Source organism: Massilia agilis (assembly GCF_024756255.1).
GTDB lineage: Bacteria > Pseudomonadota > Gammaproteobacteria > Burkholderiales > Burkholderiaceae_D > Telluria > Telluria agilis.
Genome location: NZ_JANUHB010000009.1, coordinates 1 through 12,618, shown reverse-complemented (window position 1 = coordinate 12,618; position 12,618 = coordinate 1). Strand labels below are relative to the sequence as shown.

Genomic DNA, 12,618 nt, shown 5'->3' with positions numbered 1-12,618 from the left:
GGGCGGGGCGCGCGGATGTGAGGCCGGAGCGGAAAAGCTCCGGCGTTCACAGAATCTCGTGCCACTTGGCAGTGGTCGAATACTCTTCCTTGTATTCGCAGAACATGCCCTCGCGCTCGGCGACCTGGGCACCGGACTTGTCCTTGAGGATCCAGTGGAACTGCTTGCACGGGAAGCCGGCCACCGGCTGTTCGCCGCTCAGCAGCACCTGGCCCTGGAATTTGGCGCCTTTCCAGTCGATGTGCTGGCCAGGCTTGAGCGCCACCAGCATCGCGTCGAATTTGTCCTTGCTGATGCCGCCCTTGCCCATCGAGAAGTGCGCCCACGCGTCGAAACTGTAGCCGCCCTCGCAATCGCTGCACGGCACCTTGCTCGCATTCTCGAACTTCTTCTTCATCTCGCGCGCCGCGTCGAACTTCAGGTCGGCGAATTTGTAATAGCTGCACTGGGTCTCTTCGGGCCACAGCACCTCGGGCTTGAACCCGGCCGGACGCTCGCCAACCGGCGGCAGGACATTGCCTTTCAGCTTGCGGCAACCTGGCGCCGCGCCCGCTTCGGCAGCGCGTTGCGCGGCGGGGGCAGCCGGGGTATCGGCATTGCGTGTCGCGGGCGCGGCCGCGGGACTGCGCTCCTGCGGTTCGGCTGCCGGCTTGTCCACCACCTTCTGCACCGCGCCCACGGCGGCCTGGGCGGCGGCGTTCTTCAAGGTGTCGAGCCACTGCGCATGGGCGCCGAGCGGCGCCAGGGCGATGCCGCACAGGGCGGCAATGAGGGTCTTCCTGATCATGGCGATATTCCGTAAATACATGGCAAAACCACCATTATTGCAGGCCAGGCTTGGCAGGTTGTCGTAAATGTTTCTCCGTTTTCGCGGACAGTCGGAGACGCCGCTGATGGTGACGAAAGTTGCCGTTTGAGCAAGCTCAAGCGTCCTGCCCGAGGGCGAAAACTTTCCGCTACAACTGGCTAGACTGGGATGGCGCCGTCCCGTGCGACGGTTCACGTCTCTTCGTCAGGAGGAAGCCACATGAAGAAAGTACTGGGGATCGGCGCCGCGTTGTGCCTGGCCCTGAGCGCCGCGTTCGCCTGGTCGGCCAATGACATGCGCAAGGACGACTACCTCGAGCACCAGATCAGGCGCGGCTACGAGATCGTGCCGCCGGGCGTCAAGCTCAACCTGCAAGACAAGAATCGCGCCCTGGTCGGGCTGGGCAGCTACATCGTCAACACCAGCGGCTGCATCGATTGTCACAGCCATCCCTCGTACCTGCCGGGCGGCGACCCGTTCCAGGGCCAGCGCGAGATCATCAATGCGTCCGAGTACCTGTCCGGCGGGCGCACCTTTGGTCCCGAGATCACCGCGCCGAACCTGACGCCCGACCACGCCGGCAAGCCGGCCGGCCTGACGCGGCGCGAGTTCATCGAGACCCTGCGCAGCGGCCACAACCCCAAGGACCCGGCCGGGCAGATCCTGCAGGTCATGCCGTGGCCAACGTTCGGCAAGAAGACCGAGGCCGACCTGGCCGCGATGTACGAATACCTGCGCGCGATCCCGTCGCTGCCGGACAATTCGCACCCGGGCCCGTAGTTCAGGTTGCCGCGCGGCGGCCGTTGCCGCTGCGCCGGTCCACCAGCCCGTGCCGGTGCTCGACGCCGCTGTATGGCAACTCGTTGGCCGCGCTGATCGATTGCCGCACGCGCCCGGTCGCGCCCTGGTTGCGTTCGTAGAAATTGCGCACGATGGTCCCGGCGGTGTCGCGCGCGCCCAGCCCGAACGACAATCCAATGGCCAGCGCGATCGCCCCGACCAGCGCCATGAACAGGATATCCACCAGCGTGCTGGCCACCCCGATCTGGTACACCGCGACCAGGATCGCAAAGCCCCAGACCGCCCACCGGGCCGCCGTGGCCACCAGTTCCGGACGCTCCAGCCGGGCCTTGGCGGCGGTCTCGCGCACGATGCCGGACACGGCATTGGCGGCCATGCCGCCGATCACCAGCACGATCACGGCGACCGCCAGGTTGGGCAGCCACATCAGCAACTGGTGCAGCACCTGCGACACCGCCGGCACGCCCAGCGCGTCGAACGCGACCACCAGCGCGATCAGCCGCACGAACCACTTGGCGATGCCGGCCAGCACGCCCGACGGCGAGCGCTTCAGCGCCTGGGCCATCGGCCCCATGCCCGCGCGGTCGGCAAAGCCATCGAAATGGACGGCGCGCAGCAGCGCCACGATCGCCTTTTCGATCAGCGAGGCGATCAGCCAGCCGATTCCCAGGATGATGAGAAAGCCGATGATGCGCGGAACGGCCGCAAACAGCAGCGACATGGCTGCGGACAGCGAGGCCATCAGCGATGCGCCCCAACTGGTGATCTGCGAGTTCATGACGTCCTCCGTGAGCTCGATGGTGACGGTCATCGTTCGACCGGCCGAGCGTGGCGTGGTTCGGCGGCGTCGACCGTGCTCGCCATCAAGCCCGAGGAGCGCCAGGCCCAGCGCTCAGGCCGCCTGCGCCTGCTGGACCTGACCCACCCACTGGTGCGCGCGCGCCTCGCCCTCGTGCGCGAGCAGGAACTGGAAGCCGGCGTGCAGGGCCTCGTCGGCCAGCCTGCGGTCATGGCGCGCCGCCTCGGCCAGGTAGTCGAGTCCTTCGCGGCGGCGCTCGTCCAGCAGGATCTGGCCGTACATGCAGGACGCCTTCGGGAACGGCCCGCCGCGCTGGCGCAGCAAATGCGCCAGCACCGGCTTGGCCGCCTGCGCCGAGTCGAATTCCACCTTCAGCACCGCCAGCTCCTGCAGCTCGTGCAGGGGCAGGCCGGACAGCGGGGCGGCATCGAGCTCGCGCAGGCGCGCCTGCGACCGGGTCACGCGGCGGTAACGCTCGCCCCAGTCCTTGCCATGGTCGCGCCACCATGCCTGGTCGAATTCCTCGGCCAGCTGGTTGGCCAGCTCGCCCAGCAGCGACACGGCGGCGCTGCGCGCCAGCGGCTGCGGCAACGCCGGGTGCTGGCCGAGCGCCTCCACGCGTTCGCGCAGGCAGGGATGGGTGTCGTCGTAGCCCGACTCGTACTGCCAGGCGGTCTTCAGGCGCTCTTGTGTCGCCCATTCGTCGTGGCTGATCCGCAGCGCCGTGGCCAGCGACTTGTACGGCATGAAGCCCGGGCGTTCGCGGGTGTCGGCCTGGCGGTACAGGGTGGACCAGAACTGCGTGTGGAACCAGGTGGCAAGCAGTTCGCTGCGCACCAGGCTGGCGGCGGCCACGTCCGCGCCGGCGAGCTTGGCCGAGGTGCGGTCCGCCTCGTATTCGTGCTGGCGGCGCAGCACAAAGCAGCAGGCGTCGAAGTAGGGCATGAAGGCATCCAGTGGCTTGAGCAGCATGCCATACCAGACCGACGCTTCCGCGGCCGCGTCCACCCGCTCGTGCACCTTGTGCAGGATCAGGCGCTGGCGCCATACCCAGTTGCCCAGCCGCCCATGCGCGCCGCACAGGTGGCCGTATTCGTGCGCGACCACCGACTGCATGCCGGAGGTGCTGTGGCCGAGCAGGAAGGGCAGGCCGAGAACGAGGTAATTCACGCTCGGCCCGACCAGGCCCCAGCTCGGCAACTGCACGATACCGGCGTTGTAGTCGGTATCGACCAGCACATGGTGGATGGCGGGACCCTTGAGCCGGGCCTGCATCTTGTCGAGCAGTTCGAACAGCACCGGCGCTTGTGCGCGCGTGATCGCCCGGCCCTGCGGCGGCTGCAGGCGCATCGCCAGCGTGCGCAGCGTGACGTACAGGATCGGCACCGACATCAGCCCAAGGATGCCGGCGGCGATGGCGACACGGTTCACGCCGTGCTCGCGCGACCACACAACGGCGCCATACAGGAGCGCCGCATTGAGGAACAGGACGCAGAACAGGGCCACATAGGCGGCCATGCTCATCAACAGAACCCGGGCCCGGAACGCCTGCGGCGAGTTCGCCGACTGCGCTTCCAGGCGCTTGACCAGCCAGCCAAATTCTTCCTCGTTCACGGCACGCCCCGTTATTGAACAGAGCTTGATTGTATTGTGAAAAACTTGCTTCTTGGTAATATTTCTGCGAGGACCCTCTACCGCCGTATCATTGCTCGATAACACACTCAAGGAGCCCGCCCATGAAGCTTCGCTACCATCTCGTGTCGTGCTGCCTGGTCGCATCTGCGCTGCTGGCGTCCGCCGCCGCGCCGGCGGAGCAACTGGGCGAGAACATCCGGCATCGCCTCGAACAGCGGCGCGCCGACCGCAGTGCCGCGACCGGGCTGCAGGAACTCCAGGTGCAGGGCCGCAAGGTGCTGGTGCATGTGCCGGCCGGGTACGATCCCGCCCGCCCGGCGCCGCTGGTACTGGCCTTCCATGGAGGTGGCGGTAGTGCCGACTTCATGGCCGACGACGCCCGGTACGGCCTGCAGCGCCAGTCCGACCAAAGCGGCTTTCTCGTTGCCTTTCCGAATGGCGCCAGCAGGCTGCCCGGCGGCCGGCTGGCAACCTGGAACGCGGGTGCCTGCTGCGGCTACGCGCGCGACCAGGGCAGCGACGACGTCGGTTTTGCGCGCGCGGTCGTGGGCGCGCTCAAGGCGCGCTATGCCATCGACGAGCGCCGTGTGTTCGCCACCGGAATGAGCAACGGCGGCATGCTGGCCCACCGGCTGGCGTGCGAGGCGGCGGACGTGTTCCGTGCCGTCGCATCGGTTGCCGGGCCGGATGCTACCCTGCGTTGCGTCCCGTCGCGGCCGGTCTCGGTACTGCACATCCATGCCCGCGACGACGACCACGTTCTGTTCGACGGCGGCGCCGGGCCTGGCGCATTCCGCGACCAGCGCAGTGTGATGGATTTCGTGTCGGTGCCGCAGACCATTGCGCGCTGGGTGCAGCGCGACCAGTGCAGCGGCAAGGTGCAGCGGGTGCTGCAGGTCCCCGGCGCCTACTGCGAGGCGTATCAGGATTGCGCCGGCGGGGCACAGGTCCAGATGTGCGTGACGGACACCGGCGGCCATTCATGGCCGGGCGCGGACCGTGTACGGCAGGGGAAGGAAGCGGCATCGACCGCACTGGACGCGAGCGCTACGATCTGGCGCTTCTTCGACAGCCAGCCGCCGCGCCGCGGAAATTGACGAAAAAAAACGCCAACCTGAGTCAGGTCGGCGTTTTTCTTTGAATCTTTGGTGGCCCGGGGCGGAATCGAACCACCGACACAAGGATTTTCAATCCTCTGCTCTACCAACTGAGCTACCAGGCCAAGAGAGGCATGATTATAGCCAGCAGATTTGCACTCTGCAAGTCCCGCTTGAAACTTTCTCATCGCCCGGGACGCGCCCGCGGACGGCCGCGCGAGGCCGAGTCGCTATAATGAACGCTATGACTACCTCGACCTCTTCCTCCGCACAGTACCGCAGCGACGTCTGCATCGTTGGCAACGGCGCCATCGCCAAAACCACGGCCCTCGGGCTCGCCCAGGCCGGTCACAGCGTGACCTTGCTGGTCCCGCCCGCGCGCTCGGGGCCGAAGGAAGAGACCAGCGGCGCCCAGCCGGCGTGGGACGTGCGGGTGTACGCGCTCAACCACACCGCGCACAACCTGCTCTCGTCCCTGAAGGTGTGGGGCGCGCTCGACCTGTCGCGCGTGGCGCCGGTCGATTCGATGATCGTGAACGGCGACGGCGAGAACGCCGGCGGCCTGTCGTTCGACGCCTTCAGCGCGCACACTGGCACGCTGGCCTGGATCGTCGAGGACAGCAACCTGGCGCAGGCGCTGGACGCGGCGCTCAAGTTTGCGCCCAACGTGCAGATCGTCAGCGGCCGCGCGGCCAGCCTCACCGCCCGCCACGATGGCGCCAGCGTGCGCCTGGACGATGGCACGGTCATCGAGGCCGAGCTGGTGCTGGGCGCGGACGGGCGCGAATCGTGGGTGCGCGGCCAGTGCGGCATCGGCATCGATTACCGCTCGTACCACCAGCGCGGCGTGGTCGCCAACTTCTCCTGCGAAAAGCCGCACCACGGCGTGGCCTACCAGTGGTTCACCTGCGATGAAGGCATCGTCGCGCTGCTGCCGTTGCCTGGCAACCGCGTCTCGCTGGTCTGGTCCGCGCCTGACACCCTGGCCGATACCTTGATGAGCGAATCGCAGGGCGAGCTGGCGATCCGCCTGGGCGAGTTTGCCGAGGACAAGCTCGGTTGCCTGAAGCCGCTGCAGCCCGAGATGGTCAAGGCCGTCCCGCTGGTCATCATCCGCCCGCACTCGATCGTGGCGCCGCGCGTGGCGCTGCTGGGCGACGCCGCGCACGCGGTGCATCCGCTGGCCGGCCACGGCATGAACCTGGGCTTTGGCGACGTGGTCGACCTGCTTGAAGTGCTGGCCGGCCGCGAGGAGCACCGCAGCCTCGGCGACGAGCGCGTGCTGGCCCGCTATGCCCGCGCCCGCAAGGAAGATGTGCTGTTGATGCAGCTGGCGACCGACGGCCTGGAACGCCTCTTCGGCGCGAATCTTGAGCCAGTGCGAGTGATCCGCAATTTGGGGTTAAACTTGCTCGATAAATTGCCGATGGTAAAGCGCCGGCTGATTGCCCACGCGATGGGCAGGTAACTCATTCATTAAGGAATACATATGTTGAAGCGAAAGCTCGCCGTATTGATGGCGACGGGCCTGATTGCCTCCTGCGTTGGCGCCGAAAATACGACCGAAGCGAGCATCCGCAAAGCGGTCGAGCCGCGCCTGGGTGGCGCCAAGATCGAATCGGTCAAGGAGACCCCGTACGCCGGGCTGTACGAGCTGCGCGTCAATGGCGACATCCTGTACACCGACAAGACCGGCCAGTACCTGGTCATCGGCCACATCTACGACGTGAAGACCTCGCAGGACCTGACCCGCGCCCGCATCGAGGACATCCAGAAGATCAAGTTCTCCGACCTGCCGCTGGACCTGGCGATCAAGCAGGTCAAGGGTGACGGCAAGCGCGTGATCGCGGTGTTCGAGGACCCGAACTGCGGCTACTGCAAGCGCCTGCGCCAGACCACGCTCAAGAACACCGACAACATCACCATCTACACCTTCCTGTACAACATCCTGTCCGACGATTCGGTCGCCAAGTCGAAGAACATCTGGTGCTCGGCCGACCGCGCCAAGGCCTGGGACGACTGGATGATCAACGGGAAGCAGGCCCCGGCCGCGCCGGAAAACTGCCAGACGCCGAACGACAAGGTGCTGGCGCTGGGGCAGAAGCTGCATATCCAGGGCACGCCTGCGATCTTCTTTGCCGACGGCAGCCGCATCCCGGGCGCCGTGGACCAGAAAGCGCTGGAAGCCAAGCTGGCAACGCTGAAGTAACTAGAACAACCACAACTGGGGGAGAAGCATGGTTCAACTGAACGTCAACGGGCGCGACGTACAGGTCGACGCCGACCCGTCCACGCCCATCCTGTGGGCGCTGCGCGACAACCTCAACATGACCGGCACCAAGTTCGGTTGCGGCGCGGCGCTGTGCGGCGCCTGCACCGTGCACCTGAACGGCAACCCGGTCCGTTCCTGCGTCACGCCGATCTCGGCGGCGGTGGGCCAGAAGATCACCACGATCGAGGCCATCGAGCAGGACAAGGTCGGCAAGGCGGTGCAGGACGCGTGGGTCAAGCATGACGTTCCCCAGTGCGGCTACTGCCAGAGCGGCCAGGTGATGAGCGCGACCGCGCTGCTGCGCACCAACAAGGCGCCCACCGACGCCGACATCGACAGCGCCATGAGCGGCAACATCTGCCGCTGCGGCACCTACCAGCGAATCCGCGCGGCCATCAAGGACGCGGCCAAGACCCTGGCATAAGGAGGCCACATGCGTACCGAATGGATGAACCAGGAGGCGCCCGTGCGCCCCGAGGGCGGCCTCTCGCGCCGCGGCTTCATGAAGGCCGGCGCGGCGCTTGGCAGCGGCCTGGTGCTCGGCTTCGTTATTCCCTCCGCCGGCCGCTTCGCGCGTGCCGCGGGCGCGGTCCCGGCGCCGTCTGCGCCCAACGCCTTCCTGCACATCGCCCCGGACAACACGGTCACCGTGATGGTCAACCGCCTGGAATTCGGCCAGGGTGTGCACACCGCGCTGCCGATGCTGATGGCCGAAGAGCTGGACGCCGACTGGTCGCAGGTGCGCGGCGAGCTGGCCCCGGCCGGCGACGCCTTCAAGGACCCCCTGATGGGCATGCAGATGACCGGCGGCTCGGGCAGCGTGGCGCACTCGTTCACGCAATACCGCGAGATCGGCGCGCGTGCCCGCGCCATGCTGGTGGCGGCCGCGGCCCAGAAATGGAACGTGCAGCCGGCGCAGTGCCGGACCGCGAACGGCGTGGTGTTTGGCCCGGCCGGGCAGAAAGCCAGCTACGGCGAACTGGCCGACGCGGCGATGGCGCAGCCGGTGCCGGCCACCGTCACGCTCAAGGACCCCAAGGATTTCCGCTTCATCGGCAAGCCCATGAAGCGCATCGACGCGCGCGCCAAGTCGAGCGGGCGCCAGCAGTTCGGCCTGGACTTCAAGCCCGAGAACTGCAAGGTGGCGCTGGTCGCACGCCCGCCGGTGTTCGGCGCCAAGGTGACGCGCTTCGATGCCGCCAAGGCGATGGCGATCAATGGCGTGCGCGCCGTGGTCGAAGTGCCGACGGACCGCGGTGGTCGCGGCGTGGCCGTGATCGCCGACGGCTACTGGCCCGCCAAGCAGGGCCGCGACGCGCTGGCCATCGACTGGGACACCAGCGCGGTCGGCAAGGTCGATACCGCTAAGCAGATGCAGGAGTACGCCGCGCTGGCCAAGACGCCCGGCACGGTGGCCAAGAAGGCCGACATCTCGCCGCTGGCAAGCGCGCCGAAGAAGATTTCGGCCGTCTATGAATTCCCCTACCTGGCGCACGCGCCGATGGAGCCGCTCAACTGCGTGGTGGAACTGCGCGCCGACCACTGCACCGTGTGGGCCGGCACCCAGTTCCAGACCCAGGACCAGGCGGCGGTGGCCGCAACTGCCGGCCTGAAGCCCGAGCAGGTCACGGTCAACACCATGATGGCGGGCGGCGGTTTCGGGCGCCGCGCGGTGCCCACCTCGGACTACATCGTCGAGGCGGTGGGCGTGGCCAAGGCCTGGCGCGCCGCCGGCCACAGCGAGCCGGTCAAGGTGATGTGGAGCCGCGAGGACGACATCAAGGGCGGCTATTACCGCCCGGCCTACGTGCACCGCGCCGATATCGGCCTGGACGCCAAGGGCAACATCGTCGCATGGGACCACGCCATCGTCGGGCAGTCGATCATCTCCGGCACGCCGTTCGAGCCTTTCATGGTCAAGAATGGCGTGGATGCAACGAGCGTGGAAGGCATGGGCGAACCGTACGCCGTGCCGCTGAACCTGACCGTCCATAACACCAAGGCCAACGTGCCCGTGCTGTGGTGGCGTTCGGTCGGTTCCACCCACACCGCGTTCGTGATGGAGACCCTGATCGACGAAGCGGCGCACCTGGCGAACATGGACCCGGTGGCATATCGTAAAAAGCTGATGGGGCCGGAGCACAAGCGCCACCTGGCCGCGCTCGACCTCGCGGTAGCCAAGTCCGGCTACGGCAAGAAGGCGCTGCCGAAGGGGCATGCCTGGGGCGTGGCGCTGCACGAGTCGTTCAATTCGGTGGTGGCCTACGTGGTCGAGGCCTCGCTCGACAAAGGCGCGCCCAAGCTGCACCGCGTGACCGCCGGCGTGCACTGCAACCTGGCAGTCAATCCGCTGACGGTCGAGGCGCAGGTGCAGGGCGCGGCGCTCATGGCGCTGGGCACCACGCTGCCCGGCGCGGCCATCACGCTCAAGGACGGCGTGGTGCAGCAGCAGAACTTCAACGACTACCGCGTGGCGCGCATGAACGAAATGCCGCATGTGGGCGTGTTCATCGTTCCGTCGGCGGAGCCGCCCACCGGCATGGGCGAGCCGGGCCTGCCGCCGCTGGCGCCGGCCTTTGCCAACGCACTGTATCGCCTCACCGGCAAGCGGCTGCGCAAGCTGCCGTTCGACCTTACCGCCGCCTGAGGATGCGGCCGTGACCCCTGTCGGCATTTTGCTGGCCGCCGGCAGGGGCAGCCGCTTCGACCCCTCCGGCGCGCGCAACAAACTCCTTGAGCTTCTGCCCTGTGGCGAGCCTGTCGTGGCCCGCAGCGCGCGCCATCTGCTCGCGGCCATGCCGCGCGTGGTGGCCGTCGTGGGGCCGCATTCCGGCGACGTCGTCCATGTGCTGCGCACGCTGGGCTGCGAAGTAATCATCTGCGACGAGGCCGGGCAAGGCATGGCAGCCTCGCTTGTCCACGCCATTCGTCATTCGCTGCCCGATGCGCAGGCCTGGATCGTGGCGCTGGGCGACATGCCGTTCGTTCGCCCGGCCACCATCGAAGCACTGGGCGCGGCGCTGTCATCGGGCGCGGACATTGCGGCGCCGGTATTCAAGGGCCGGCGTGGCAACCCGGTCGGCTTCAGCCAGACGCACCTGGCTGCGCTGCTGGCGCTGCAAGGCGACCAGGGCGCGCGCGCCATCCTGCAAGCGAATCCGGTCACGCAAGTCGAGGTGGACGATCCCGGCGTGGTCGAGGACATCGACGAGCAGGCCGACCTTTCGCGCGGACGCGACAGCCGCTGACGCAATCGTCGCTTCGTGTTCATGGCGAGTGGCCGCTGCCGGGCTCTTGCGATTACACTACAAAAAACCATTCCATCGCTGACCATGAAAAAACCAACCCAGAAGAAGGCGCCGCCCGCGGTCCAGTACACGATTCTGCCACGCGACCTGTCCGGTCACCTGTTCGACGTCACCGTCACCGTGGCCGAACCGGATCCGCAGGGGCAGGTGTTCGCGCTGCCGGCGTGGATCCCCGGCAGCTACATGATCCGCGAGTTCGCGCGCAATATCGTGCGCATCCGGGCCGAGTCGAACGGCCAGGCCGTCGCGCTGGAAAAGGTGGACAAGCACACCTGGAAGGCGGCGCCGTGCAGCGGCCCGCTCATGGTCTGGTACGAGGTGTACGCGTGGGACCTGTCCGTGCGCGCCGCGCACCTGGACCAGACCCACGGCTTCTTCAACGGCACCAGCGTGTACCTGCGGGTGCTCGGCAAGGAAGAGGCGGCGCACCAGGTGGACATCCAGGCGCCGCAGGACCCGGCCGCCGCCAACTGGCGCGTGGCCACCTCGCTGCCGGAGCTGGGCGCCAGGCGCTACGGCTTCGGCACCTACATCGCCGCCAACTACGACGAGCTGATCGACCACCCGGTCGAGATGGGCGAATTCGCGCTGGCCACCTTCAAGGCGCACGGCGTCCCGCACGACATCGTGATCACGGGCCGCGTGCCGAACCTGGACATGGCGCGCCTGCAGGCCGACCTGAAGGCGATCTGCGAGGCGCAAATCGCTTTCTTCGAGCCGAAGACCAAACGCGCGCCCATGAGCCGCTACGTGTTCCTGACGATGGTGGTCGGCGATGGCTACGGCGGCCTCGAACACCGCGCATCCACGGCGCTCATCTGCTCGCGCGCCGACCTGCCCAGCACCGCCGCGCCCAAGGGCAGCGAGCCGGGCGAGGGCTACCTGAAGTTCCTGGGCCTGTGCAGCCATGAGTACTTCCACACCTGGAACGTCAAGCGCATCAAGCCGGCCGTGTTCGCGCCGTACGACCTGCAGGTCGAGAACTACACGCCGCTGCTGTGGCTCTTCGAAGGCTTCACCAGCTACTACGACGACCTGATGCTGGTGCGCGCCGGGATCATCGACGAGCCGACCTACTTCAAGTTGCTGGCCAAGACGGTGGGCAGCGTCCTGCGCGGCAGCGGGCGCACCAAGCAGAGCGTGGCCGAATCGAGCTTCGACGCCTGGAGCAAGTACTACCGGCAGGACGAGAACGCGGCCAACGCCATCATCAGCTACTACACCAAGGGCTCGCTGATCGCGCTCGCGTTCGACCTGACGATCCGGGCCAAAACCGGCGGCGCAAAGTCGCTGGACGACGTGATGCTGGCGCTGTGGCAGCGTTACGGGCACGATTTCTACCCGTCCGTCGGCCGCGGTGTGACCGAGGGCGAGGTCGAGGCGCTGTTCGACGAAGTGTCGGGCGTGAAGCTGCGCAGCATGTTCGAGCGCTACGTGCGTGGCACCGAGGACCTGCCGCTGGCCAAGCTGTACGCGCCGTTCGGCGTCAAGCTCGTGGATGAGCGCAAGGGCACCAAGCCTTCGCTGGACGCGAACGTTGGCCGCGACACGGGCGGCGCCAGGCTCACCGGCGTGCACGAGGGCGGGCCGGCGCACCGGGCAGGGCTGTCCGCGGGGGACATCCTCATCGCGCTGGACGGCATTCGGGTGACGGGCAATCCGTCCAACCTGGACACGCTGCTGGCGCGCTACAAAGTTGGCGACAAGGTCACCGTGCACGCCTTCCGCCGCGATGAGCTGATGAGCTTCGAAGTGAGCTTGCAGGGTGATCGGGTGCCGGGCATTTCGCTGTCCCACGCGCCCTCGGCCAAGAAGGTCGCCGTGCTGACCCGACCGAGCGAATAAAGGGTAGATACTGTTATGTCCGTCAAGCGGTGTGCAGGGCCGGATTGAATTTT

The 12,618-nt window shown here is 67.2% G+C and carries 11 protein-coding genes and 1 tRNA gene; 8 read left to right on the top strand and 4 right to left on the bottom strand.

All coding sequences use genetic code 11. The features are described 5' to 3' along the window. Positions 1 to 46: 46 nt before the first annotated feature. Positions 47 to 787 carry a hypothetical protein gene (locus NX774_RS22995; RefSeq protein WP_258824630.1) on the bottom strand — a complete coding sequence of 247 codons (741 nt, stop codon included), beginning with the start codon at positions 785 to 787 and terminating at the stop codon, positions 47 to 49. Between the two features lie 240 nt (positions 788 to 1,027). On the opposite strand from NX774_RS22995, the gene NX774_RS22990 reads away from it, so the two are divergent. Further along, complete coding sequence (locus NX774_RS22990; protein ID WP_258824629.1) at positions 1,028 to 1,588, top strand: hypothetical protein; 561 nt, start codon at positions 1,028 to 1,030, stop codon at positions 1,586 to 1,588. Position 1,589: 1 nt separating this feature from the next. On the opposite strand, the gene NX774_RS22985 is transcribed toward NX774_RS22990, so the two are convergent. Together NX774_RS22985 and NX774_RS22980 are read right to left on the bottom strand one after the other, a co-directional pair. Next, positions 1,590 to 2,387 (bottom strand): mechanosensitive ion channel family protein, encoded by a 798-nt coding sequence (locus NX774_RS22985; protein ID WP_258824628.1) that lies wholly within the window; start codon positions 2,385 to 2,387, stop codon positions 1,590 to 1,592. A 114-nt stretch (positions 2,388 to 2,501) separates the two neighbouring features. Beyond that, positions 2,502 to 4,022, bottom strand: coding sequence for a M48 family metallopeptidase (locus NX774_RS22980; RefSeq protein WP_258824627.1), 1,521 nt, complete (start codon positions 4,020 to 4,022; stop codon positions 2,502 to 2,504). A 122-nt stretch (positions 4,023 to 4,144) separates the two neighbouring features. On the opposite strand from NX774_RS22980, the gene NX774_RS22975 reads away from it, so the two are divergent. Further along, a complete protein-coding gene (locus tag NX774_RS22975) occupies positions 4,145 to 5,140 on the top strand; it encodes an extracellular catalytic domain type 1 short-chain-length polyhydroxyalkanoate depolymerase (RefSeq protein WP_258824626.1) in 996 nt (331 codons plus the stop codon). A 49-nt stretch (positions 5,141 to 5,189) separates the two neighbouring features. On the opposite strand, the gene NX774_RS22970 is transcribed toward NX774_RS22975, so the two are convergent. Then, positions 5,190 to 5,265, bottom strand: a tRNA-Phe gene (locus NX774_RS22970). Positions 5,266 to 5,375: 110 nt separating this feature from the next. Here NX774_RS22970 and NX774_RS22965 point away from each other — a divergent pair. The 6 genes from NX774_RS22965 (at position 5,376) to NX774_RS22940 (ending at position 12,565) form a co-directional block, all read left to right on the top strand. After that, complete coding sequence (locus NX774_RS22965) at positions 5,376 to 6,608, top strand: UbiH/UbiF family hydroxylase (RefSeq protein WP_258824625.1); 1,233 nt, start codon at positions 5,376 to 5,378, stop codon at positions 6,606 to 6,608. A 21-nt stretch (positions 6,609 to 6,629) separates the two neighbouring features. Beyond that, positions 6,630 to 7,349 (top strand): DsbC family protein, encoded by a 720-nt coding sequence (locus tag NX774_RS22960; RefSeq protein WP_258824624.1) that lies wholly within the window; start codon positions 6,630 to 6,632, stop codon positions 7,347 to 7,349. Between the two features lie 28 nt (positions 7,350 to 7,377). Continuing rightward, entirely contained in the window at positions 7,378 to 7,836 is a 459-nt protein-coding gene (locus tag NX774_RS22955) for a (2Fe-2S)-binding protein (protein WP_258824623.1), read from the top strand. Between the two features lie 9 nt (positions 7,837 to 7,845). Next, complete coding sequence (locus tag NX774_RS22950; RefSeq protein WP_258824622.1) at positions 7,846 to 10,059, top strand: xanthine dehydrogenase family protein molybdopterin-binding subunit; 2,214 nt, start codon at positions 7,846 to 7,848, stop codon at positions 10,057 to 10,059. A gap of 10 nt (positions 10,060 to 10,069) precedes the next feature. Continuing rightward, a complete protein-coding gene (locus tag NX774_RS22945) occupies positions 10,070 to 10,660 on the top strand; it encodes a nucleotidyltransferase family protein (RefSeq protein WP_258824621.1) in 591 nt (196 codons plus the stop codon). Between the two features lie 84 nt (positions 10,661 to 10,744). Next, a complete protein-coding gene (locus NX774_RS22940) occupies positions 10,745 to 12,565 on the top strand; it encodes a M61 family metallopeptidase (protein WP_258824620.1) in 1,821 nt (606 codons plus the stop codon). Positions 12,566 to 12,618: the final 53 nt, after the last annotated feature.

Bases quoted from the DNA above. Each gene is read 5' to 3' on its own strand.
- NX774_RS22995 (WP_258824630.1), bottom strand. From the start codon at position 787: ATGATCAGGAAGACCCTCATTGCCGCCCTGTGCGGCATCGCCCTGGCG.
- NX774_RS22990 (WP_258824629.1), top strand. From the start codon at position 1,028: ATGAAGAAAGTACTGGGGATCGGCGCCGCGTTGTGCCTGGCCCTGAGC.
- NX774_RS22985 (WP_258824628.1), bottom strand. From the start codon at position 2,387: ATGAACTCGCAGATCACCAGTTGGGGCGCATCGCTGATGGCCTCGCTG.
- NX774_RS22975 (WP_258824626.1), top strand. From the start codon at position 4,145: ATGAAGCTTCGCTACCATCTCGTGTCGTGCTGCCTGGTCGCATCTGCG.
- NX774_RS22965 (WP_258824625.1), top strand. From the start codon at position 5,376: ATGAACGCTATGACTACCTCGACCTCTTCCTCCGCACAGTACCGCAGC.
- NX774_RS22960 (WP_258824624.1), top strand. From the start codon at position 6,630: ATGTTGAAGCGAAAGCTCGCCGTATTGATGGCGACGGGCCTGATTGCC.
- NX774_RS22955 (WP_258824623.1), top strand. From the start codon at position 7,378: ATGGTTCAACTGAACGTCAACGGGCGCGACGTACAGGTCGACGCCGAC.
- NX774_RS22950 (WP_258824622.1), top strand. From the start codon at position 7,846: ATGCGTACCGAATGGATGAACCAGGAGGCGCCCGTGCGCCCCGAGGGC.
- NX774_RS22940 (WP_258824620.1), top strand. From the start codon at position 10,745: ATGAAAAAACCAACCCAGAAGAAGGCGCCGCCCGCGGTCCAGTACACG.